The following is a 19,169-nucleotide window of genomic DNA, read 5'->3' on the forward strand; positions in this document are numbered from 1 at the left end:
GACGTGCCAGAGTTACCTGAAGTTGAAACAGTCCGCCTGGGTTTAAATCAAGTAACCTTGAACCAGGTAATTTTGGGTGGCGATGTGTTGCTTGCTCGCACGATCGCTCACCCAATTTCTGTAGGTGAGTTTTTAGCACAGCTCAAGAACGTTACAATTACAGGCTGGCATCGACGCGGCAAATATTTACTTGCACAACTGAGTAAATTAAACTCAGGCGACGCTGGCTGGTTGGGTGTCCACCTGCGAATGACGGGTCAGTTGCTGTGGTTCAATCAAGAAGACCCATTACAAAAACACACGCGAGTGCGATTGTTCTTCCAAGGCAGCCGCGAATTACGTTTTGTTGACCTACGAACCTTTGGTCAGATGTGGTGGGTGCCACCCGATGTTGCTCCAGAAAGCATTATCACTGGTTTGAAAAGACTGGGACCAGAACCTTTTTCTGCTGACTTTTCAACGGAGTACCTAGCTAGAAAGCTGCGAAATCGTCAGCGTCCGATAAAAACTGCACTGCTGGATCAGGAGTTAGTGGCAGGTGTAGGAAATATTTATGCTGATGAAGCCTTGTTCTTGAGCGGTATCCCACCAGAGACGGTGTGTTCGGCTCTGAGTTTAGAGCAAATTGAGCGGATTCGCACATCAGTTATCCAAGTCTTGCAAGCAAGCATTGAGGTTGGTGGCACTACCTTTAGTAATTTTCTCAATGTACAAGGCATTAATGGCAATTACAGCGGAGTTGCCTGGGTGTATGGTCGCACGGGTGAGCCTTGTCGTGTCTGTGGCACATCGATTCAGCGCCTTAAGCTAGCAGGACGTTCATCTCACTTCTGTGCGAAGTGTCAGCGCTGATCAGCTTTTTGGTTATTGGTTATTAGTTGTTTGTCTTCTTGTGTCTTACAAACAATCAACAACAAAGAACGAATAACCCACAAAACGAGCGTAAAATGCTAAACAAAGGGATTGATCGCTTTACAATGAATCGGACATTATGGCAGACAAAATTAAAAAAGGGTCTTTGGTTCGTGCTATCCGCGAAAAGCTGGAAGGTAGCTTAGAAGAGCAAGCCAGTGATTCACGCTTTCCTCCTTACATATTTGAAACTAAGGGGGAAGTTGTAGATACCAGAGGTGATTATGCCCTGATCAAGTTTGGTCAGGTACCTACTCCCAATGTTTGGTTACGCATGGATCAGATAGAAGCCGTGGGTACTGCTGCCGCGTCTGACGCTTAGGACAAGTCATTTCAGTCGCGCTTCTTAACTCATGGCATCTTCCCCTATGTCCACCATTCCAGACACACGCAATCGTGTCGCAGTGATTGGCTGCGGTCGGGTCGGTAGCACTCTCGCGCAACGGATTGTAGAGAAGAATCTTGCCGATGTCGTGCTACTCGATATTGTAAATGGTCTGCCTCAAGCTCTTGCTCTGGATTTACTGGAGGCACGGGGAATTGAGCGTCATGATTGCCAAATTATTGGTACATGTGACTATGCCGAGACGGCTGGTTCTGCGATTGTTGTAATTACTGCTGGAAGCCCCCGGAAACCGGGGATGAACCGGGACGACCTGTTGCAGATTAATGCAAAGATTGTCGTGGAGGCAGCTAAAAATGCGATCCCTCACTCACCTGATGCTCTGTTAATTATTGTCACAAATCCCCTAGATATCCTAACTTATCTAGTATGGCAAGCGACTAATCTCCCGCCGCGTCGCGTCATGGGAATGGCCGGTGTTCTAGACTCAGCTCGATTCCAAACCTTTATTGCTATGGAATTAGGGGTTTGCGTCCGGGATGTCAGCGCCTTGGTTCTGGGAGGCTATGGGGATTTAATGGTTCCCTTGCCTCGCAACTCTACGGTTAATGGTATTCCCATTACTGAATTGATGGATACAGCTACGATTGAGCGTTTGGTAGAACGGACTCGCCACGGTGGTGCAGAAATTGTGGAACTCATGCAGACGGGTGGAGCCTATTTTGCACCCACCTCTTCCACCTGCTTAATGGTAGAAGCTATTCTAAAAAACCAGTCGCGCCAGGTTCCAGCATCTGCCTATCTTCAGGGCGAATATGATTTAAATGATATTTTTATAGGAGTTCCCTGTCGATTGGGCTGTCGCGGCATCGAACGAGTGATAGAACTCAATCTTACAGATGCTGAACACGAGGCTCTCAAATCGTCTGCTGAGTCAGTACGCCAAGGTATCAAAAAAGCATCCGAGATGCTTAAGAATTAAGAATTTAATTAAATAACTTACCTACTTTGTCCTTGAGGTTGGGTTGAGAGAAACCGATTTTCGCTCCCCTAGCTGCCCAATTTTGCCGGGAACTGGAACTTCAAAGTCCCCCAGAATTGAGGGATTTAGGGGGCATCCCAGGATTATGCAAGAAATTCCATGAAGCTACGCTCACAACGAAGGATAAAAGTAGTCTTTCAAGATAGGTTTACTATCACTCGTAGAGACGTTCCGCCGGAACGTCTCTACAAAGTTGCTAGTTGAGTGCTACTTGGTATTAATAGCCTGCTTCCTCTTCATATTCAGGGGCTTTTGTCTTCTCTGGAATGTTGACTCGTGGAGCTTTGTAAGGCTCAGGGTCATCATCATCATCCCAGGCATCACCCTCAACTTCGTAATCTTCGTACTCATCTACATAATCTTTCCCGTAGCGAGAAGGCTCGTTATACACTGGCTCCTCATAGCGGTTGAGCCGGGGCGTATCCACTCTCTCATCACCCCAGTTGTCTTCTTCGAGTTCTTGTTCCAGGTATCGGGGTGCGGGGGCTTGCCGACGTATCGGAATCGGCTCTGGTTCTGGCTCGTCTTGCCAATCATCCTCATCCCAGGATTCTTCTACTGGTGTCGCCGATTGGATAGGTTGAGACACAGGTGTACGAACAGGAATTCCCGTTCCTAGTTGATTCTCTGGTCGAGCGGTAGGAGTATAGTAGCCTTCCTCTTCTTCTCGCTCCCAAGGTGGTCTACCCACACCCAAACGCTCTAAAACGCCAACCGTTAGCTGAAGTAGCTGCTCTTCAGCACCTTCAAATACAATTAAGCGGTTTGGTCCGCTGCTGACAATTAAGTCAACTGGCAGCTCATAAGTACTAATAACTTGGTCAGGAATCTGCGGTAAGCCTAACGACGCAACAATCAACGAAGACACTTTGCCGTCTTCAATACTGAATTTAAAGCCTCTTACCCGACCGAGCATTTCGCCCGTTTCTGTAATGACTTCGCTGTTAATCAGGGTGCTGTAGGCGTCAACGTCAATATCTTCAATTACATCTTCGTCATCAACCAGGATCGTATCGCCAATCCGTCGAATGCTGCTCAGGAGCATATAGCGTGGCATCCCAGCAACCGAGAGCAAGTTATCTCGCAAACCCAGCGCTACCACTTCGCGCCGATCAATGTCTACCAAAAGCTCCTTAACGACTCCCAGGCGCTTGGCGCTGTCGATAGTGACTACCTGAGTATTTAAAATATCGGAACGTTGACGAATTATTTCAGTTGTCATTATGTTTTGCAATCCCGATCTCGATTCCTGCTGGAATATCAATATCAATATATTGAACGCTAAATCATGAAATTTAAGCTACCGAATTGCACGCTTAGGCGGCAATTTTAGCCCTAAGACTTGAGTATAAGCTCCTCTGGCTTGAGTAACACCGATTGTACGCTCAGAAGACTCGATCATAGGTCGGCGAAGACTTACAACAATAAATTGGGCTAAAGTAGCCTGTTGTTTGATCATTCTAGCTAATCGCTCGACGTTTGCCCCATCGAGAAACATATCAACTTCATCAAAAGCGTAGAACGGCGAAGGACGATAGCGCTGGAGGGCAAAGATAAAGCTGAGGGCGGTGAGAGATTTTTCTCCACCTGACATAGAAGCGAGTCTCTGCACAGGTTTACCTTTGGGGTGAGCCACTAAGTTCAGTCCACCATTGAAGGGGTCTTGAGGATCATCAAGTTGTAGGTAACCGTCACCATCGGAGAGTTCCGCAAAGATGGTTTGGAAGTTTTCATTAATGGCATCAAAGGCTTCTTTAAAGGCGCGAAACCTTAATGTTGTAAAGTTTTCCACTCGTAACAGAAGTTCAGTGCGCTCAGCTTCTAGAGTTGCTAGTTTCTCAGAAAGTTCTGATAAGCGAGTTGTTGTGCGTTCATATTCTTCTAACGCCAACATATTGACAGGTTCCATCGCTTGGAGGCGCTTTTGACCGTTTCGTATTTCTTTTGAAAGCTGTTCGAGTTGAGCAGCAAATGAATCAAATGTAATTGAGTCAGATGGCGCTAATTCAGATTCACTCAATCGTGTCTCTACAAGCAAGGGAACTTCTGGCAAGGGATCGGGTAACTCGGCTTGTTGGATTTGTAGTTGAGCTTGCAGGGTTGCCAGTTCTTCACGTCTTGCTAACTGGATTTCCTGGAGTTTTTGCAGTTGCCAGGACTGCTGTTGCTGTTGTAGGTTTTGTTCTCGCAGGTGTTGTTCTGCGCGATCGCGTTTCTGTTTTGTTTCTCCTAATTTTTGCTCTAGCTGCGTCAGTGATTCCTGCGTTTCCCTAATTTCCTCACTAACCGCTGATAGCTGAGTGCTGAATGCTGAGCGCTGCTCCTGTACAGATTGCTGTCTAGCGTGATACTCTTCTATCCGTCTGCGACCATCTGTAATTTTTTCAGCCGTGCGCTGCTGTTGATTTTCCAAATCTTGTAGCTGTTTTTCCGATCCCCGGAGTGCGTGTTCGCACTCTTTTAACCGAGATTCCCAGTCTTTGATGACGGTTTGAATGTGTTGCCACTCGCTGTGCGTTTGAGACTGCTCTAATTGGGCGAGTTGTTGGCGTAATCCAACAAGCTGAGTTTCTTGAACGGGTAACTCTACGGTTAGAGTTTGGAGACGTTCTTGAGCCGTGGCGAGTTCTTGCGTGTTTTTGGCAAGAAGCGATCGCACTTGCTCCTGTTGAGCCGTTAGATTCTGAATCTCCTTGTGTAACTGTTCCAAGCGCAACTCGTGTTCCTTCCGTTTCCCTCTTGCCTCCGCGAGTTCTTTCGTCAGTTGTTTAACTGAGGCGGAAGCTTGATTAACCAAGTCTCCACAGCGATTTAAAACCTGTTCAATCTCCTGAAGGCGCCTTCTTAATCCAGCCAATTCAGCAGATTCGCCAGCATCACTGGTACCGAAGTGCAAACCAGAACGCTGGGTACTACTACCACCTGTCATTGCGCCACTGCTTTCCAGGATTTCGCCTTCTAAGGTAACAATACGATGTTTGCCTAAATAAGGACGAGCCGCATGGAGGGTTTCAAAGACAACCGTTGTGCCGAAAACGTAGGCGAAGACGTTCTGGTAGCGGGGTTCGCAGTCAATCAGGTTAACTGCATAGTCAATGAAGCCGTTTGCATAGCCCAGGGCTGCTGTATCTGAGAATCTAGGCGGTTGGATTTTGTTGAGTGGTAAGAAGGTTGCTCTCCCCGCACGCTTTTGTTTGAGCAACTCAATTCCTGCCGCCGCAACACCATCATCTTCGACAATCAAGTTTCCCAAACGCGCACCTGCTGCCGTTTCTAAGGCTAGCTGATAGCGGGGTTCCACGCGACCCAGTTGGGCAACTAATCCACAAACACCTGGTATTCCGGTTTGGAGGATAACCTTGGTGGCATAGGTGCCTTGAGCTTCTTGTTCTGCTTGCGCTTGGGCTTCTAGTTTATCGAGTTGGCGTTGCTTGTCTCGTTGTTCGGCAAGTAGTCGAGTTTGAGTTTGCTGCTGGATTTGGAGTTCTTGTTCTGTTGCCGCAAGTGATTTTGCAAGTGATTGGATGGCTTCAGAAGAGGCAGTTAATTGTGCGTCTAAATCCCTAGACTGAGCTTGTTTCGTCGCAATTTCTGGTTCTAGGGTTTGCAAAAGCTGGGTTTGTTCCTCGATGACACGACTAAGCTGGCTCTGACGCTCTTGCAACTGCGCTTGCTCGGTGCGTTGTGGATCAATCGTTTGTAATAACGTTTCAATCTGGCGGCTAAGGGCAGTTTGTTGCTGTACCCAAGCTTCCGAGGCAGATGCGATCGCATTTGCTTGTTCCCGACTTTGGTTGAGGGATTCTTGAGCTTCGTCGCGTTTGGCACGTAGAGACACGATTACACTTGTCTCTACACGATGTTTCTCTTGGGCTAGCTGTTGTAAGGTTTGCTCGTGCTGTTGAATTTCCTCTTGTGTTCGTTTGAGTTGACGCTCAGTTTGTTGCTGCTTATCTGCTAGTTCCTGTTGTCGGATTTCGAGTTGGCGCCGTTCAGCTTCCTGGGTAGCGAGGATTGAGGCGACAGCTAGCTGTTCTTCTTCTCCCAAACTTTTAACATGGGCGTTTAGCTGGTCAAGTTCTGCTGTCGCTTGGCTAATTCGGGCTGTTAAATGGGTTAGTTGCTCATTTAGCTGAATTTCTTCGTGTTCCCCTGTCTCGATCTGAGCTTTGAGTTTTGACTCTTGTTGTTGAAGCGATCGCCATTTTAGTACAGCTTCCCACTGCTGTTTTTCTTGGAGTTCAGCGCGGAGTTTCTGGTATTTCTCAGCTTTAATGCGATCTTGGCTTAAGCGATCGCGTTGAGCAACCAGTTCTTTTTCAATAATTCGGCAACTGTCCTCCCGCTCTTTTACCATGTCCAGCGTTTGTCTAGTCTGAACAATTTTGCGATCAAAGGCAGCAACACCAGCCAACTCATCAATAATCTCTCGACGTTCGCGTGAGTTCATCGAAATGATGCTGGTGACATCCCCTTGCAGCACAACGTTGTAACCCTCTGGATAAATCCGCAGACGGTTGAGCTGTTCGTGAAGTTCACTGAGGTTGCAGGGTTCGCCGTTGATGTAGTAGTTCGAGGTGTAAGTACCTTGCTGAGTGACTCGCAGCCGTCGCGTCACACTCCACTCTTTTGCTACCTTCTCTTGCCCCTTCTTGTGAATGAGGGATTCGGGGAGGTCAGATTCTGGATTTTCCAGTTTCCCCTTCTCTGTACCCTCCTCATCCTCGTCTAAGAGAACATCCGGTGCATCCGACAAATCAAACGTAACAGTAACACTGGCTTCAACAGTACCCCGACGCTCCCTGTCGTGGTTGACCAAATCAGGAAGGCGTTCTGCTCGCATTCCCTTAGAACTGGCAAGACCAAGGCAAAATAGTAAGGCATCTAGAATATTCGATTTACCTGACCCGTTTGGTCCAGAAACAACCGTAAATCCAGGCAGCAGAGGAACCGCTGTCGTACCGCCAAAGGATTTGAAGTTGGTGAGTTCCACTCGCTTGACATGCACCATAGGCGCTAGCTTGACTGTGTTTTATGCAGTGGTACAAGTGTTCAGGGTAACAATTCTCAACAGGTTAGCACGGGTATTGAGGAGATGAAAGATGGTTCATACCGTACTTTGAGGAGGAACTTGCCAAAATTTCGAGTTGAGAGGGGCACTAATGCGATCGCGTTAGCGTTTGCGTAGCAGGGTGGGTCAGTAGCAAAGCAGAACGTAGTTCAGCGCTGCCACCTAAAAGCGATCGCTTTCAGTTGTCGTTAATTCTATGGAGTGTGATGAAGAGCAGATTCTGCTATCCCAACACTTCATCCACCATAATCTCAATATCAGGAAACGCTTGTATCGCTATGGTTTGACCCCGATGGAACGTCTGAACGCTTTGGTAACCCGTAGGCGAAGGTTGTCGATAAACTTCAATGTACTGCTTGTTGATATCCACTAGCCAAACTTCAGCAATGTTGTCTTTAGCGTAGAGGGGAATCTTCACCTCGCGGTCAAATTTGGCGGTAGTATCTGCCACTTCTACGATTAGAAAAATATCTTCGGGCTTGGGATGCTCTGACTCGTAGAAATCTGGACGCGGTTGCAGCAAGGTTAGATCAGGTTGGGGTTCGGAGGTATCATCTAATTCAATTGGATTCTGCGGCCAGACGATTGCTGTCTCTCCCAGACGAAGGGTGAATAGCCTGGTAAGACGCGCAACACACGAAGCATGTCGTCTGCCAATAGGGGACATTTCGATCACCTCTCCTTGAATAAGTTCCACCCGGTCATTCTCAGTGAGAATACCGGACTCCGCCATTTTGTGGTACTGCTCTACCGTAAATTTTCGCCGAAGTAACTGCACAGACATTGCCACCTCTACTGTTTGCTGCAAGTCTACACTCTACAAGAGCGATCGCTCTTCCTATCCTAGGCTGTTTGTTGGTTGAGCGATCGCGTCCTCTTCCCCTACGATTGCTCCTCATCCTCATCTGATTCATCCAAGTACAGTCGAATAAACTCCGCCGCAGCCGCCTGATCAATCTTCTGAAGTCCCTTCCTAATTTCAAGGATTGCATCACCGCCTGGATCTCTATTTTCATTCACCCATCGGTTAATACTAGAACGCCCAATTCCCATCGCCACCGCCAATTTATTTTGGCTAATGCCATAGGATTCAACACCTGCTTTAGCACTGTACCTGCTTTTCCCATGCCCTTGATTGTGTCAAAGGATTATAACCACGTAAATGTTGACAAAGATCGACATCTGGATAAGACCAATAGTGTCGCACTTTGTCAACAGCGCTATCACAAGAAAAGTAGGTAAATCCCAATGACAGAAGACTTTATTCCTGACTTAGACCAAACCCCCGGCTCTGAAACGCCTTTCCCAGGCAATACATTATCAGAACCCAACCGAGTCCCCCTCAAAATCCTGGTCATCAGTTCTCCCAAAGGTGTCACCAACACCATTCATACGTTCTATCGCCTTGGATACGCTCAAATCAGCGAATGGAGCAAGCCACAGCCTACCCAGACTCCTGGTGAAGTGATGAGCGTTCTCAGTCGCCGCATTCCTATTGACTAATCTCTATAAAGTGCGATCGCACGACTGGAAGCCATCTGGAAGCAACGATATATTTATCTATTCTGCAATCAGCAGAACTAGAAATGCGCTCGCACGAACAACGAGATAGCTATATCTAGCATCTAGCATTTAACTGATAATCAAGGGAGAAAAAGCGATCGCTAAAAATGACTACAAATCTAGACGCTAGAAATCTCTCTTTAGAAGATGTTCATCATTTTTTGAGATATGAAGAATATTCCAATGGTGCAATTACATCATTACTCTCCCTAGAACCTGTAACAGAACTTGAACAGCAGGAACTCTCGCGAATCCGTACTCTTTTTCGGAGCTATTACGCCAGCCGTAAGATTTCTGAAGGACAAGTTAAATTTTTACTACTTGCTCCGTTGATGTGGCTAACTGGGTTCTACCAGACCAACATTAAGATAACTCTCGAAGAAAATATTGCTGATATTTCCATTGAAGATGAAGACACAATCATCAAAGGGCGGATGGATATCTTAGCTGTTAACCGAACTGAAGCGAAAAGCACTACTACACCCTTTTGGATATTGGTGATTGAATCTAAAAATAGTAGTGTTGAAGCCCTAGAAGGTTTGCCTCAATTACTGACTTACGCCTATAAAAGTCTAGAGAATCAAGAATTAGTTTGGGGGCTGACTACCAATGGAGTCCGTTATCAGTTTGTGTATCTTCAACAAGGGAACCCCCCAACTTATCAGATCTTGCCGGAAGTGAACCTGCTAGACTCTGAACGCTCGATCCAGTTGTTGCAGATTTTGAAGGCAATCTGCAAGTTCAACCCAAGATAAGCGATCGCTTTCCTCCTCTCTCTTGCTGAATAGTGACCGCCTCTCCTACCAGGGCTTAGAATAAAAAAGATGCTATGGAATTTTTGCTTAGATTGGATAAAGCTCCGGCTAGGCTGGGTGCTGTCAAATTCAATATAGATATTTCGGGTGCTAACTTTACGCAGTTGACCCGTGTACTTCATTAATGCTTCGCACTCCCCATAACATATGTTCATAGAGGAAAAAACTCAGACACCGGAGCTAAGAGGGCACCGTACTCTCGCAGCGATCGTGTTTACAGATGTCGTCAGCTATAGTGCGTTGATGGCAGCCCACGAGGATTACACTTTGGACTTGCTTCGTCGGGACTTCCAACTGATCAACGAACTATGTCATCGCTTTGAAGGCAAAGTACTCAAAACCATCGGTGATTCATTACTAATGTACTTCTCCAGTGCTGTCAAGGCAGTGGCTTGCGGTCAAGAAATCCAATCGAGCTTAGCGACACTTGCGGCTAACCTAGCCCCAGAAGATGTCTTAACTCATCGTATTGGTATTCATTTGGGGGATGTGTTTTTCAATGGCAGCGATGTCATGGGCGATGGTGTTAATGTGGCAGCGCGGTTGCAAGCGGAAGCGCAACCGGGAGGAATTTGCCTGTCGCAAACCGTCTACGAGGTTGTCAAAAATCCTCTGGCGCTAAAAGCAACTGACTTAGTGCAAAGAAAGTTAAAAAACCTTCCCGAATCTATCTTGGTTTACCACATTCCTCCACTCTACCCCACTCCATTTACAACACAGTGGGAACTTAACCAGGCACAGGTTCACGCGGAACTTAGTCGCAACGAAGCTAAGTCAGTTATTTACTCATCTGGACAATGGGTTTTGTTGAATGAACACTTTTTCCAAATTGAAACATACAGTCAGAATCCCGATGGCAAACTGACAATTCAAATTCCTTCTAAAAGTGTCGAAGATGATGCTGTAATCCAGTTGCTTCGCCCTAACCTTGAGCAGTCGCAGTCGGTGAAGTTTGCTTACCAAAATGACGGGATGCTCGTTAAAGTCAAGGGTGTAGAAGCCATATCCAGAGAAGATTACAAAATTTGGACACTCACCCTTGAACCGAAAAACCTCAAGGCTAATGGTTATCCGCTTGAGCAATCCTCTAAAGGACCAAAACAAGTCTATTCGCCAGATGACATAGCTAAGTTGAAAGTCAGGCGGCTTTTACTCAATGACCCACCAAAACTGCTAATGCTGAGGGATGCTCAGATGTTCAGCCCAGCTTTAGCGGAACGTGAAAGGCTGGAGAACTTAATCAAAGGTAGTGCTACCCCAATTAGTGTTGAAGATTGCGTGATTCAGTCTCTATATCCCAGGTATAAGGATAGACCAGGGGTGTTTCTAGAACTTGCCCGACTTCAAGCAATTTTCTTTCTAAAAGCAGCAGGTATTGTTGAGCAAGTACAAGAACTGGCTGTAGGACCAATTTCTCAAGGCAAGGTTCATGTCCGGTTTCGAGGAAAAAGACGGCAAGCTCAGAGCGAACTCGCGGTAATTGAAGTAGAAGGCGACTGTCTTCTTGTGAATGAGGGCTAATCAACCCGCTTTTGAGGGTTGCCAGAACTCTCAAACTGTTCCATTAAACAGTTTGCAATGCGAGCAGCCGCTCCTGGCTCACCCATCCGCTGACGACCATTCTCTCCGATTAGCTGTAGCCAGTCGGGGTCACGAAACAACTGCTGTACTACACTGGCAACCTTATCTGGGTGTTCCACCAAGATTAATGATGGTCCTAATAAACGAGTTTGCGCTTCGGCAAAGGCGGGGGTAAATTGAGGGCCTTTTCCAGGAATTGCGATCGCAGGTTTTCCCAGTCCCACAAACTGCTCTGTTGCTGTTCCTGCCATTGCAATGCAGCAGTCACCTTTGAGCAAGCAGAGGTTATAGTCATCAGTCGTCAAAATCAACGTTGCATTGTTTTTGGTAAACGCTAAAGCAGTTGGGTCATTAAGTTGGAGAGTAGACACACTCAATTCAAGTGGTTGCTCTACCCAACCTTGCGCTTCTAGCGTTTGGCGTAATGGGTCAAAACTTAACGCTGGAGTAATGGCACCAAGAAACAAAAGCGATCGATCAGAAAACGTTTCAAAGAACCCAGCCGTTGATCGCACGATTTTCTCCCAATTCTCATAAGCCTCTGGCGCTCTGGAACCAGGTAATAGCGTCACAATAAGCGATCGCTGCATTTCCTTCAATTCAGCGTCGGGTTCATAAAAAATCGGTGCCGGATTTTTTGGATAAATTCCATCCATCATCGGATTACCCAGATCAAACGCTGGGATAGACCACTGCTGTAAGATTTCCGTTGTCAGCTTGTCTCTCGGAAATACCGCCTTGCAACGTCGATGACTCATTAACCAGCGTTCCCAAGGTAGATAAGCTGACCCAGACCAACCTTCCCAACGCGATCGATTAGGCAACCATCCCGCTTCATCTCGCAAATAGTATTCAGATTTAGCGGTACCGACAAAGACGTAAGGTGCCCCGCTCAACCAAGCAAATAACAAGGGAACAATATCCCCGACCGCTAGTATGACTCCTCCTCTTTTAGCCCACCGACGAACTGCTTTAAATTGCGCCCAAGTGAGTTGCAGTAAGCCACCCTGTAAATCTCGTAGTAGCTGACGCCCTTCCATATAAATAAAGCCGCCGGAAGGCATCGTCCGCACCGAGCCAATCATCGGAATGTCTAGTTGAGTATAAGCTCGTCCTTCACCCACTAACGGCAAAGCTGCCAGTTCTGGGGCAGCTTGGTGATGCTGCAATTCTTGGCAAATTCGGACGGCAATGACATCCTCTCCGTGACCATTACTAAGGCACAGCAGCTGCATAATGGGTGATTAGTTTTTTAACGGTTTTTAACATCGAAAAATTAACCACTGAGCATCAGTGGCATCAAAAATTCGTATCAAGCATTAGTGATCATACATTCACTTGTATGTTCGCGCCTTTTTCTGAGCAATTGTACCTGTTCTGCTCGAAAAAGCCCTCTGCCTTTTGCCTTCTGCCTTTCGCCATAAGTCACGCCTCATTCTGTCAAGACCTGCCAACATTTCTCAAGTTAGCCTCATCGGGTGTGGCAGATGCAGAGGTGGCACAGCCCTTGGAACTTAACGATTTAAGCAACGGTCACGTTAAACAAAAGCAAGCAATTTTTAACGGATCGGACTAGCGATCGAGGCTATTTTTATGCTAAACAGAGCTGTTGCAATTTCCACATTAGCACTCCTCGCGGCTGGAGAGTTAAATCACCAAGCGATCGCGAGTCCAGATGTTGTTAGTTCAACCCCGGAACCCGCAGCAAGAAGCTATGTCGTTCCTGTTGAAGCCTCTCCAGCACCACAACCTTCTACGGCAGTCGCTTCACCCGAAGTGGTTGTGACACCAGAATTTGCTCAAATTACCCAAACACCTGTTAGCGCAACGGCTTCTGATCTGCCGATACAGTCAACCCCAATATTAGCTCAGTCTACGAGAGCCAATACCAATGTAGTAGTAACCACAACACCAGCGTCTACCCAACCAACAAGAACGCCTGTTAACTCTATAAATCCACCATCAGGAACTACCACTACCTCAACAACTATTAATACCCAAGCTCAGGCAACCCAAACACCTGCTAGAGCTGTGGTTTCTAATGATTTAGCCGTTACTGCCGTTGATGTTCAGGTAAGGGGGGTAACACAAGAATTACAGCAAGTTGTTTTAAACACAATCGGCACTCGTGCTGGCGGTTCAACCAGTCAAAGCCAGCTAGATAGTGACGTTGCAGCAATTTTGAACACAGGTTTATTTGCCAATGCTCGTGTGTCCACTTCTCAAAGTCAAGATGGATTGAGCGTAGTTTACCAGGTAGAACCAGTCATTTTGCGATCGCTTCAACTCTCTGGTAACCAAGTTCTCACCCCAGCGGTTGCTAATGACTTCTTCAAATCTCAAATTGGACAACCCATTAGCCCAACGGCAATGCGCCAGGGTATTCAACAGCTAAGCAAATGGTACACCGACAACGGTTATACTTTGGCACAAGTACTAGACGCACAACCATCACGCAATGGTGTTGTCACAATTGCGGTAGCTGAGGGTGTCATTGGTGACATTAATGTCCGTTTTCTGGACAAAGAGGGTAAGCCAGCTGAAGGGCGTACCCGTGAAGACTTCATCAGGAGTGAGTTAAAGCTCCAACCGGGTCAAATATTCCGTGTAGATGTAGCGCGGCAAGACTTACAGCAACTCTATCAATTAGGGCTGTTTGACAACGCCAATGTTGCCTTAAATGGCGATGCCAGAAATGTTGATGTAACTTACGAACTCACCGAACGACCTGCCCGTGGGGTAAATGTGGGTGGTGGCTACAGCGGTAGTACTGGTGTCTTTGGCACCATCAGTTACAAAGACCAAAATTTAGGTGGAATCAACCAGCAATTAGGACTCAACGTTCAGGCTAGTGGTCGCGATTTACAATTTAACGGCAATTTCACTGACCCTTATCGTGCTAGTAACCAAGACAAGCCAGGATATAGCGTTGATGTCTTCCGCCGTCGAAGTGTATCTACGGTCTTTGATGATAATTTTGCGAATGATATTGAAGCGGAGGATTATGATGAACCCAACCAAGGACAATTTGGTGCTGGCGTTAGGTTAAGCAAACCAATTGATGATTGGCAAGCCTCGGTGGGCTTGAACTACACCCGCACCAGCATTCGCGATGACGATGGCAATATTATCTCAGTAGATGCCTTGGGGAAGCCTCTCTCCTTTAGTGGAACTGGTATTGATGACTTGATTACTGTATCTGCTGGGGTAACAAAAGACCAACGGAACAATCCCGTTAATCCCACTCAAGGCTCCGTCCTGAGTCTCAGTACAGAACAGTCAATCCCTGTTGGGAATGGCAATATTTTCATGAATCGTCTGCAAGCCAATTATTCACAATACACACCTGTTGACTTGTTGGGTGGTGATAAACCCGAAGTGCTGGCGTTTAATGTCCAGGGTGGTACAACGATTGGTGATTTGCCACCTTATCAAGCCTTTAACCTGGGTGGTATCAACTCAGTACGGGGTTATGGCACGGGTGACGTCGGTAGTGGGCGCACCTATGTCTTAGCATCGGCTGAGTATCGTGTGCCTCTCTTCAATCCAGTTGGTGCGGTTCTGTTTGCAGACTTTGCCTCTGATTTAGGTACAGGTGACACGGTGCCGGGAGAACCGGGAATTGTGCGTGGGAAGCCAGGAACCGGATTTGGTTATGGAGCAGGTTTACGGGTAGATTCCCCAATTGGCATCATTCGCGCTGACTACGGTTTCACTGACCAAGGCGATAGCCAACTCCAGTTCGGAATTGGTCAACGGTTCTAAGGTCTTAATGGAGTGGCTGTGAGGTAGTGGGTGGAGATCGAGTAAAGGATGTATTTGTCAAGTCTTCCTTTACCCCATCCTTCCAAACGTCGTTCCCTTCAAGTGGAACACTGGGTTTTACGGGAGTCAGCACAGCCACGATCACTGCCTTAATCAAAAACAGAGTGAGGATGGCTTGCCTGATGATAGACCACGTTGAGATACGCTACGGAGATGGGGAAGGTGGCGACGCTTTCGGAGGCGCTGCTGAACCACTAGGTAAGGACAAGTCAACACCAGTTCCCCGATCATAAATCTCTATATTCCACTGCCCTGAGCGATTAGACTCAAAGGCAACAAAGCGACCATTACCGCTAATCGTCGGATGACGGACTTCTGCCAAGATATTTTCCGTTAAGCGTTTAGCTTCAAAGGTTTGGCGATCGTAGACAAAGACATCCGGCTTACCCAACTGCTCAGAAATATAAACGATGTAGCGACCATCAGCACTGATGTCTGGCTGTTCTTGGAGCGTATTTAGCTGATTCAGTCCAGGCAAATCCACGAGACGCCGTTGCTGCATATCGTAGAGATAGATGCTTCGCTGTGCCAGACGATCAGAGGCAAAGACTAAGTAGCGCCCATCGTAAGAATAGCTGGGTTCTTGGTCAGCAGCGGAACTATTGAGGCTTGCACCCAGGTTTTGAGTCGGCGGCGTTACAAAGCCACCCGAACCGAAGCCACCCCAAAGGGAACCGCCACAACTTGCCAATCCAATTACTAAACAAAGCGCTAAAACCTTGAGGGACGTACGATTCCAGCTAGGACAGCACTTCATCATTCGGGGACGGTAAAGGGCAGCAGTTGACATCGTTCAAGCAAACTTTGCCCCACTGCAAAGCCCAACGTACCAATGCCACCCGATTATCTGTTGCTGTCTTCGTGAGGATGTTGCTGATGTGGTTATCAACTGTGCGTTTACTAATTTCTAGCTGCTGGGCGATTTCATGATTGGTTAAACCTGCGGCTACTAGTTCTATAATTTGTACTTCGCGGTCTGAAAGAGACGCGGGGGTATAAGATTCGCCACCAGCCATAGGTATTTTGCCCTTGGTATATCTACTTACTATTTTAGAGGATTGTTAATAACGTCTGCGTCTGAATAATCCTTATTAACACGCTCTGTTAAATTTTTAGGTGCAAAGGCTTGCCGTTGAGTGAGTTAAGGAAGAAAGTAGGGGAGGCAGGAAGCAGGGGGAGAAAGAGCTAGAGAAAAATAGTTCTCCTATTCTCTCTACTTCTTGTTTTCGATCTTGACTTTATTGGTGATATCTCTTATTAGGGGATGAAGCCTTTGTTTAGTCTGAAAAAGTTGAGCTGGATCTAGCCGTGACCAAACCGCGTGTACTCTGCCTTGGTGAAATATTGTTTGACCTTCTAGCTGATCAGCTAGGGCGATCGCTTGAAGAGGTTGAATCTTGGACGCCTTATCCGGGAGGCGCTCCTGCTAATGTTGCTTGTGCCTTAGTTAAGCTAGGCACTCCGGCTGGTTTTTTGGGTTGTGTGGGACAAGATGAGCCTGGAGATACTCTGGTACAGCTATTGCAGGAGGTTGGGGTAGACAGCATGGGTGTCCAGCGCCATCCCACAGCACCGACACGACAAGTTTATGTGGTGCGTACTGAAAAAGGCGATCGCGAATTTGCAGGTTTTGGCGGCTTAGACACAACCCAATTTGCGGATGCCTTCCTCCAAGCGTCACAGATACCCGAATCCTTATTTGAAGAGGCTGAAATTTTAGTCTTGGGAACCCTGGAGTTAGCCTATCCCCAAAGTCGTGACGCGATCGCAAAAGCGCTGCAATTTGCCGAGCAGTATGATGTCAAGATTTTCTTGGATATCAACTGGCGTCCAGTCTTTTGGCCTGACACTAATGCCGCAAAGCCGCTAGTTCAAGAACTTTTCAAGAAAGTTGATTTCCTCAAACTTGCGAGGGAAGAAGCTGAGTTGTTCTTCGACACTACTGATGCAGGTGCGATTACCCATCGTCTGGGTTCAGTAGAAGGTGTCCTAGTCACCGATGGAGATCAAGGCTGTTCCTACTGTCTCAATGACCATGAAGGCAAGTTTCCCGCGTTTGAAGTGGATGTTAAAGATGCCACGGGTGCCGGAGATGGCTTCGTTGCTGGTTTCCTTCATCAGCTATGTCACCAGGGACTTAAGGGCTTTGAGACGTTTGAATCTACAACGAATATCATTAAATACGCCAGTGCGGTGGGGGCATTAACAACACTGAAACCTGGTGCGATCGCGGCTCAACCTACAGCCTCAGAAGTGGAATTGTTTCTTAAAGACCTTGGTGAATTATGAGGTTAAAGGCTGAATTACTCTGACTGCGCTACCTAGTGCAGTCAGTCAAACGGTAGACGGTTTATTTTTATGCCCAACTGCTGTCTGCGTTCTGGCGACCGAAAGGTAGCAAGGGGCGAGAATCCCCCACTTCTTCAAGTGGCTTGCATTCAGGTGGGGTTGAATCCCCATCTGAATATTCCCTTCTGCCTCCTGCCTCCCGCCTTCTGCCCTCTGCCTTCTTCACACTTCTAGATATATTTGTTCTGTAGTCAATTCCTTAAAAATTGCAGCTTTCGTTCTAACTGTGCTATTGTTATCTATTGTTCGGACGCATAGCTCAGTTGGTTAGAGCACCACGTTGACATCGTGGGGGTCACTGGTTCGAGTCCAGTTGTGTCCATCTCAAAGCATTGTTATAGCGTAGACTGAGGGTTCTAAAGCTCAGTCACTTCAGCAAATACTTGCGTTTTTGAGTATGACTTGAGTATGATAATTCTGACCTCCACGATATCATACTCAAAGAATTAGAGATGGCAACTAAAACGCAGGTAGCCTCTACTGGTAGAGCTAGCAAAGGGAATGTGTCTGTAGAAGCATTCCAGAATCGTTTAAGACTGAGATTTCGAGTTAATGGCAAGCAGAAGGCTTTCTCCCTTGGATTAGCAGATTCTCCCGAAAATAGAAAGCTTGCAGAACTACAAGCTCGTCAGATAGAACTTGACATCATCTCAGGTAACTATGACTGTACTTTACAAAAATACAAACTACAAACACAGGTTGCAGCTCAGCAGAAAGTAGAGAAAAGAGTCACTATCAGTGAACTATTCAATGATTTTATTGACACTAAGACTAAAGATGTTTATAGTCGCACTCTCGAAAAATATCAAGCTACTCTGAACTACCTAAATCAGTTTGAATGTCAGGATGGAATGAACCAAAAATGTCTAGGAGATAAACCTGCTTGTTTTTTAAGTGATACTTGTGCTGAACAGTTTACAGACTGGTTGAGAGATAAAAACTCTGAAAGAGTACTAAAAGAGCGTTTAGGCTTGCTCAATGCCTGTTGGGAGTGGGCAATGAAAAAACAAATTGTAGAATATAATCCTTGGAAAAATTTACAAAAGCGTATAAAAGTTGCTCCAAAACAATCGCCAAAACCCTTTACTAAAGATGAAGTTCAGGCAATTATAGAAGCATTTAAAAATGAGCCTTATTATAAGCACTATGCAAGTTATGTGCAGTTTCTATTTTCTACGGGTGTACGAACTGGTGAAGCTATAGGTTTGTGCTGGAAGCATATATCAGATGATTTCTCTACTGTCTGGATTGGTGAAAGTTTAACGAAAGGAGTAAGAAAATCTGCTAAAAATAACAAGGCTCGTACAATCCCTGTCAGTCGCAACCTCAAGAATTTGCTCCAATCTATAAAGCCAGAAAACGTTAATCCAGATGCTCCAGTGTTCGTGACTCGTCAAGGGAATGCATTAGATGAACATAACTTTAGCCGTCGTGCATGGCAAACCATTTTAACTCGGTTAGGTATTCCTTATCGTAGACCCTATAACACAAGACATACTTTTATATCTCATTGTTTAGAAGCTGGTTTAAATCCTGTAGTAGTAGCCTCTATTACTGGACATGACGTAAAAGTTCTTTATCAGGACTATGTAGGTTTAGTATCTAGTTCATCATTACCGGAGTTGTTTTAATTCTCTATTGAGACGAAAAGAATTGATATTTAACTAT

At 46.4% G+C, this 19,169-nt stretch carries 16 protein-coding genes and 1 tRNA gene; 10 read left to right on the top strand and 7 right to left on the bottom strand.

The genetic code is table 11. The annotated features are described in order from the left end of the window. Positions 1–3 precede the first annotated feature (3 nt). From AC5JL3_RS16500 to mdh, 3 genes are all read left to right on the top strand, one after another. Positions 4–852 (top strand): DNA-formamidopyrimidine glycosylase, encoded by an 849-nt coding sequence (locus AC5JL3_RS16500; RefSeq protein WP_496075516.1) that lies wholly within the window; start codon positions 4–6, stop codon positions 850–852. A gap of 139 nt (positions 853–991) precedes the next feature. Next, positions 992–1,234 (top strand): NAD(P)H-quinone oxidoreductase subunit O, encoded by a 243-nt coding sequence (locus AC5JL3_RS16505; protein ID WP_496075517.1) that lies wholly within the window; start codon positions 992–994, stop codon positions 1,232–1,234. A 31-nt stretch (positions 1,235–1,265) separates the two neighbouring features. Next, the gene (gene mdh / locus AC5JL3_RS16510; protein WP_496075518.1) at positions 1,266–2,237 is read left to right on the top strand and encodes a malate dehydrogenase; all 972 of its coding nucleotides are present in this window, start codon (positions 1,266–1,268) and stop codon (positions 2,235–2,237) included. Positions 2,238–2,514: 277 nt separating this feature from the next. On the opposite strand, the gene AC5JL3_RS16515 is transcribed toward mdh, so the two are convergent. The 4 genes from AC5JL3_RS16515 to AC5JL3_RS16530 form a co-directional block, all read right to left on the bottom strand. After that, positions 2,515–3,519: a PRC-barrel domain-containing protein gene (locus AC5JL3_RS16515; RefSeq protein WP_496075519.1), complete on the bottom strand. Its 1,005-nt coding sequence runs from the start codon at positions 3,517–3,519 to the stop codon at positions 2,515–2,517. 78 nt (positions 3,520–3,597) lie between these two features. Further along, positions 3,598–7,308, bottom strand: coding sequence for a chromosome segregation protein SMC (smc, locus tag AC5JL3_RS16520; protein ID WP_496075520.1), 3,711 nt, complete (start codon positions 7,306–7,308; stop codon positions 3,598–3,600). Positions 7,309–7,591: 283 nt separating this feature from the next. Then, positions 7,592–8,152 carry a Uma2 family endonuclease gene (locus AC5JL3_RS16525; RefSeq protein ID WP_496075521.1) on the bottom strand — a complete coding sequence of 187 codons (561 nt, stop codon included), beginning with the start codon at positions 8,150–8,152 and terminating at the stop codon, positions 7,592–7,594. A 98-nt stretch (positions 8,153–8,250) separates the two neighbouring features. Then, on the bottom strand, positions 8,251–8,421 hold the full coding sequence (locus AC5JL3_RS16530) for a hypothetical protein (protein ID WP_496075522.1): 171 nt from the start codon (positions 8,419–8,421) through the stop codon (positions 8,251–8,253). Positions 8,422–8,616: 195 nt separating this feature from the next. On the opposite strand from AC5JL3_RS16530, the gene AC5JL3_RS16535 reads away from it, so the two are divergent. The 3 genes from AC5JL3_RS16535 to AC5JL3_RS16545 all read left to right on the top strand — a co-directional run bounded on the left by AC5JL3_RS16535 (position 8,617) and on the right by AC5JL3_RS16545 (position 11,267). Next, entirely contained in the window at positions 8,617–8,871 is a 255-nt protein-coding gene (locus AC5JL3_RS16535) for a peptide ABC transporter substrate-binding protein (RefSeq protein ID WP_496075523.1), read from the top strand. Positions 8,872–9,038: 167 nt separating this feature from the next. Continuing rightward, positions 9,039–9,686: a restriction endonuclease subunit R gene (locus AC5JL3_RS16540; protein WP_496075524.1), complete on the top strand. Its 648-nt coding sequence runs from the start codon at positions 9,039–9,041 to the stop codon at positions 9,684–9,686. A 207-nt stretch (positions 9,687–9,893) separates the two neighbouring features. Next, positions 9,894–11,267 carry an adenylate/guanylate cyclase domain-containing protein gene (locus tag AC5JL3_RS16545; protein WP_496075525.1) on the top strand — a complete coding sequence of 458 codons (1,374 nt, stop codon included), beginning with the start codon at positions 9,894–9,896 and terminating at the stop codon, positions 11,265–11,267. On the opposite strand, the gene AC5JL3_RS16550 is transcribed toward AC5JL3_RS16545, so the two are convergent. Further along, positions 11,264–12,562, bottom strand: a complete 1,299-nt coding sequence (locus AC5JL3_RS16550) for a lipid-A-disaccharide synthase-related protein (RefSeq protein WP_496075526.1) — start codon at positions 12,560–12,562, stop codon at positions 11,264–11,266. The genes AC5JL3_RS16545 and AC5JL3_RS16550 overlap by 4 nt on opposite strands. Before the next feature lie 358 nt (positions 12,563–12,920). Here AC5JL3_RS16550 and AC5JL3_RS16555 point away from each other — a divergent pair, with 358 nt between their 5' ends. Continuing rightward, positions 12,921–15,092, top strand: coding sequence for a BamA/TamA family outer membrane protein (locus tag AC5JL3_RS16555; RefSeq protein WP_496075527.1), 2,172 nt, complete (start codon positions 12,921–12,923; stop codon positions 15,090–15,092). Between the two features lie 205 nt (positions 15,093–15,297). Here AC5JL3_RS16555 and AC5JL3_RS16560 read toward each other — a convergent pair whose 3' ends face one another. Together AC5JL3_RS16560 and pedR are read right to left on the bottom strand one after the other, a co-directional pair. Continuing rightward, positions 15,298–15,942, bottom strand: a complete 645-nt coding sequence (locus AC5JL3_RS16560; protein ID WP_496075528.1) for a TolB family protein — start codon at positions 15,940–15,942, stop codon at positions 15,298–15,300. Further along, positions 15,893–16,168 (bottom strand): photosynthetic electron transport-dependent transcriptional regulator PedR, encoded by a 276-nt coding sequence (gene pedR, locus AC5JL3_RS16565; protein ID WP_192219565.1) that lies wholly within the window; start codon positions 16,166–16,168, stop codon positions 15,893–15,895. The genes AC5JL3_RS16560 and pedR overlap by 50 nt, the downstream gene beginning before the upstream one ends. 292 nt (positions 16,169–16,460) lie before the next feature. Here pedR and AC5JL3_RS16570 point away from each other — a divergent pair, with 292 nt between their 5' ends. From AC5JL3_RS16570 to AC5JL3_RS16580, 3 genes are all read left to right on the top strand, one after another. Further along, positions 16,461–17,441 carry a carbohydrate kinase family protein gene (locus tag AC5JL3_RS16570; RefSeq protein ID WP_496075529.1) on the top strand — a complete coding sequence of 327 codons (981 nt, stop codon included), beginning with the start codon at positions 16,461–16,463 and terminating at the stop codon, positions 17,439–17,441. Positions 17,442–17,749: 308 nt separating this feature from the next. Continuing rightward, positions 17,750–17,823: transfer RNA gene (locus tag AC5JL3_RS16575), tRNA-Val, on the top strand. Between the two features lie 130 nt (positions 17,824–17,953). Next, positions 17,954–19,132: a tyrosine-type recombinase/integrase gene (locus AC5JL3_RS16580; RefSeq protein WP_496075530.1), complete on the top strand. Its 1,179-nt coding sequence runs from the start codon at positions 17,954–17,956 to the stop codon at positions 19,130–19,132. Positions 19,133–19,169 lie beyond the last annotated feature (37 nt).

It is taken from the genome of Symplocastrum torsivum (assembly GCF_059505465.1).

What these genes read in the sequence shown, in the direction of transcription:
- AC5JL3_RS16550 (WP_496075526.1), bottom strand. Translation starts at nt 12,562, where the DNA reads ATGCAGCTGCTGTGCCTTAGTAATGGTCACGGAGAGGATGTCATTGCC.
- AC5JL3_RS16580 (WP_496075530.1), top strand. Translation starts at nt 17,954, where the DNA reads ATGGCAACTAAAACGCAGGTAGCCTCTACTGGTAGAGCTAGCAAAGGG.
- AC5JL3_RS16535 (WP_496075523.1), top strand. Translation starts at nt 8,617, where the DNA reads ATGACAGAAGACTTTATTCCTGACTTAGACCAAACCCCCGGCTCTGAA.
- AC5JL3_RS16515 (WP_496075519.1), bottom strand. Translation starts at nt 3,519, where the DNA reads ATGACAACTGAAATAATTCGTCAACGTTCCGATATTTTAAATACTCAG.
- AC5JL3_RS16555 (WP_496075527.1), top strand. Translation starts at nt 12,921, where the DNA reads ATGCTAAACAGAGCTGTTGCAATTTCCACATTAGCACTCCTCGCGGCT.
- AC5JL3_RS16505 (WP_496075517.1), top strand. Translation starts at nt 992, where the DNA reads ATGGCAGACAAAATTAAAAAAGGGTCTTTGGTTCGTGCTATCCGCGAA.
- AC5JL3_RS16545 (WP_496075525.1), top strand. Translation starts at nt 9,894, where the DNA reads ATGTTCATAGAGGAAAAAACTCAGACACCGGAGCTAAGAGGGCACCGT.
- smc (WP_496075520.1), bottom strand. Translation starts at nt 7,308, where the DNA reads ATGGTGCATGTCAAGCGAGTGGAACTCACCAACTTCAAATCCTTTGGC.
- AC5JL3_RS16560 (WP_496075528.1), bottom strand. Translation starts at nt 15,942, where the DNA reads ATGTCAACTGCTGCCCTTTACCGTCCCCGAATGATGAAGTGCTGTCCT.
- AC5JL3_RS16525 (WP_496075521.1), bottom strand. Translation starts at nt 8,152, where the DNA reads ATGTCTGTGCAGTTACTTCGGCGAAAATTTACGGTAGAGCAGTACCAC.
- AC5JL3_RS16530 (WP_496075522.1), bottom strand. Translation starts at nt 8,421, where the DNA reads ATGGGAATTGGGCGTTCTAGTATTAACCGATGGGTGAATGAAAATAGA.
- AC5JL3_RS16540 (WP_496075524.1), top strand. Translation starts at nt 9,039, where the DNA reads ATGACTACAAATCTAGACGCTAGAAATCTCTCTTTAGAAGATGTTCAT.
- mdh (WP_496075518.1), top strand. Translation starts at nt 1,266, where the DNA reads ATGGCATCTTCCCCTATGTCCACCATTCCAGACACACGCAATCGTGTC.
- pedR (WP_192219565.1), bottom strand. Translation starts at nt 16,168, where the DNA reads ATGGCTGGTGGCGAATCTTATACCCCCGCGTCTCTTTCAGACCGCGAA.